Source organism: Hydrocoleum sp. CS-953 (assembly GCF_002260545.1).
Lineage (GTDB): Bacteria > Cyanobacteriota > Cyanobacteriia > Cyanobacteriales > Microcoleaceae > Trichodesmium.
Window position 1 is genome coordinate 1 of sequence record NZ_LGSU01000497.1, and the last position, 3,348, is coordinate 3,348.

Here is a 3,348-nt window from a genome sequence, read left to right on the forward strand (position 1 = left end):
CATAAATAATAAAATCACTAACTAAATATATCTGTTTTCATTTTATTTTTTTTGTAATCTAAGTTATTTCCCAACAACTCTATTATATCGTTATTCGTTGATTAAGTCAATACTCCCACCTGAAATGGATGGAGTTCCCGGCCTAAGTTTTGCTGGCATTAAACCAGGAGAAACTTTCACCTATCGTTTCCCTGTAAATCAGAGTGGTACTTATTGGTATCACAGCCATAGTGGGTTACAAGAACAACTCGGTCATTTCGGAGCTATGATTATCGATCCAGCAGAACCCGAACCTATAGAATACGACCGGGAATATGCAATATTGCTGTCTGACTGGACTTTTGAAAACCCCCATCAGGTGCTTGCCAATTTGAAAAAGAAAAGCACTTACTATAATTATCAACGGCGAACAGTGGGACATTTATTTGATGATATGGATTGGCGCAGAATGCGGATGGACCCCACTGATATTGCTGATATTACAGGTGCAACCTATACATATCTAATGAATGGCATGGCACCAGAGTCTAACTGGAGTGGCATATTTAAGTCTGGTGAAAAAGTAAGACTCAGGTTTATCAATGCTTCAGCAATGACTTTTTTTGATGTGAGAATTCCCGGACTGAAAATGACGGTAGTACAAGCAGACGGTCAAAATGTGCAACCTGTAACTGTGGATGAATTTAGGATTGCTATTGCTGAGACTTATGATGTAATTGTTGAACCTGAAGAGGAGACTGCTTATACTATTTTTGCGGAAACAATGGATAGAAGTGGTTATGCTCGTGGAACTCTTGCACCTCGTCNAGTCTAACTGGAGTGGCATATTTAAGTCTGGTGAAAAAGTAAGACTCAGGTTTATCAATGCTTCAGCAATGACTTTTGTTGATGTGAGAATTCCCGGACTGAAAATGACGGTAGTACAAGCAGACGGTCAAAATGTGCAACCTGTAACTGTGGATGAATTTAGGATTGCTATTGCTGAGACTTATGATGTAATTGTTGAACCTGAAGAGGAGACTGCTTATACTATTTTTGCGGAAACAATGGATAGAAGTGGTTATGCTCGTGGAACTCTTGCACCTCGTCTGGGTATGACTGCACCTTTACCGGAACGCAAAAAACGCCCACTAAGAACTATGGCGGATATGGGTCACGACCATGGCATGGATCATTCTGCACATTCTCAACACTCTCCAAATATGAATGAGATGAATCATTCTCAACATAATAGTGGGATGGATCATTCTCAACATAATAGTGGGATGGAGCATTCTCAGCATACGAGTGGAATGGAGCATTCTCAACATAACAGTGGAATGGATCATTCTCAGCATCATAGTGGGATGAATCATTTAACCGAAACAGAAACGATACCCCACCAAGAAGCCGTAATGCACGGCCCAGACCATCATGGTTCGGCTAGCGCCGGAGTAGCTATGATGTCAAAAAGTAGGCTCCATGAACCAGGCATTGGTTTAGAAAACACAGGTACTCGTGTTCTTCTCTACACCGACTTACGCAGTCTGACACCTCGTGAAGACCAAAGAAAAGCCGAACGAGAAATAGAACTACATCTCACCGGAAATATGGAACGGTATATGTGGTCGTTTGATGGGAAGAAATATTCAGAAGCAAAGGAACCAATTCAATTTTATAACGGCGAACGACTACGACTTACCTTTGTCAACGATACGATGATGGAACATCCGATCCATTTACACGGAATGTGGATGGAACTAGATAATGGAGCAGGTGCTTATAAACCACGCAAACATACTGTTTTGGTTAAACCTGCCGAGAGAATGTCTGTAGATGTGACTGTCGATGCACCTGGTAATTGGGCGTTTCATTGCCATTTGCTCTATCACATGAAAGTGGGAATGTTTCGTGTTGTGTCTGTAACTGATAAAGTAGAAAAAGCATAATAATGAAATTGTTGCATAAGTTCAGAATAGGGAAAAAAATCTCTACCAACCGTACGAATTAAACTGTAGAAAATTGCAGTTGTTAAATTCTTGATATTGGATTAACCAATATAGGCTGTACGGCACAGCTCACTATTCCCATCCTCCGGAATGCTACGCAAACGGCAGTAAATGCCTCTGGGAATTTCTTATCTTAAATTTGAAGACTACCATTGATATCCGCATTAATCACTTTACCAGTTCCACTTCTAAACAAACCACGTTTGACTCGTTTTCCCACATAATTTTCCTGTTGACATGGCAATTATAGGTCAAGTGCAGAAGTTTTACTGGTGTAACTTTCTTCTGTCTCCATAACTTTGATCCCAGCTAGTTGACATTTATAAGTTATCTGTTGAATTAGCTTTGAGTGGGGTATTTGGGTAAAGTTTTGATTGTTTTTTTTACCGATGTTTGCACCCTGTTTCCAATTATCATTTTTTCCAATTACTACAGTACCAATATTATTAGTCACTAAATAATTAATAACTAACTTGCTAGTGTTATGCAGGTAATTCTCGACAAAACGATTTCGATGATAACTCAATGCTTCAATCTTACGACTGGTTTTTCTGTTGCCTTGGAGATGACTTTGATACTTAGCTTTTCGCTTGTTATATAGTTGATTGACGCTTTTTAGTGGCTGACCATTAACTAGCATAGGTTTAACACCGGGCTTGTTTGTAGATATAGCAACTAATCTGTCAATTCCTAAGTCAATTCCGGCTACATATGTTGAGTGTATTTGCGGAACAGAAGTTTTTTCATACACTACTTCAATTATATAGCAGCTACTAGCAGGTACTATCCTCACTTCGATGACAGTATCCACAACTACAGGTATTTTGATTTCACTCATGGATAAGTGACAAATACCATCTTTTAGAGGTGCTTTATAGACTGATTATGCATGAATATATAACTACATTCCTACCTTGAGTTTTATTTTTATACTTTGGTATTTTGGGTTTACCTAAAAACTTCCCTGGATGTTTTGACCACTCTTTGATGGCCTGAAAATAACCACGCCAAGTCGCAACCAAGCATTTGATTATTTGTTTTGATACTTTAGTTGGTAATGCTAATTACGGCATCGCTATCTTTTGTGGCGTGGTACAGTTTAGTTAAATCCAGACTTTTTGAGCACTTGAAAAAATGCTGACGACAATAATAATTAGCCAAATTATACAAGTTTTTTGACTTAAAGGCTAAGTCATCACACCAAGCCCAAAAGTTATGTGTTCGGTTAATAATATGTCTGTCAACAAGTCTCATTCACCTTTAAATATTTCAATAGCTTTAGTTACCTGTTTAATATTAAAACATTTTTCTACACGCTAGCAACTACTTTCTACAATTTTTATTCAACAGTTAATCACCC

3 protein-coding genes are annotated in these 3,348 nt (G+C 38.4%); 2 read left to right on the forward strand and 1 reads right to left on the reverse strand.

Annotated elements, in window-relative coordinates:
* Positions 1–124: 124 nt before the first annotated feature.
* Both AFK68_RS44270 and AFK68_RS44275 read left to right on the forward strand, forming a co-directional pair.
* Positions 125–806, forward strand: a 682-nt coding sequence (locus tag AFK68_RS44270) for a multicopper oxidase domain-containing protein (protein WP_371357238.1), incomplete at its 3' end; no start/stop codon positions are given.
* A gap of 18 nt (positions 807–824) precedes the next feature.
* Positions 825–1,928 carry a multicopper oxidase domain-containing protein gene (locus AFK68_RS44275; RefSeq protein ID WP_371357239.1) on the forward strand — a complete coding sequence of 368 codons (1,104 nt, stop codon included), beginning with the start codon at positions 825–827 and terminating at the stop codon, positions 1,926–1,928.
* A 304-nt stretch (positions 1,929–2,232) separates the two neighbouring features.
* Here the strand turns inward: AFK68_RS44275 and AFK68_RS38165 are convergent, their stop codons facing one another.
* Positions 2,233–2,826 carry an RNA-guided endonuclease TnpB family protein gene (locus tag AFK68_RS38165; protein WP_210407239.1) on the reverse strand — a complete coding sequence of 198 codons (594 nt, stop codon included), beginning with the start codon at positions 2,824–2,826 and terminating at the stop codon, positions 2,233–2,235.
* Between the last annotated feature and the right edge of the window lie 522 nt (positions 2,827–3,348).

Coding starts and splice junctions, on each gene's coding strand:
- AFK68_RS38165 (WP_210407239.1), bottom strand. CDS start 2,826: ATGAGTGAAATCAAAATACCTGTAGTTGTGGATACTGTCATCGAAGTG.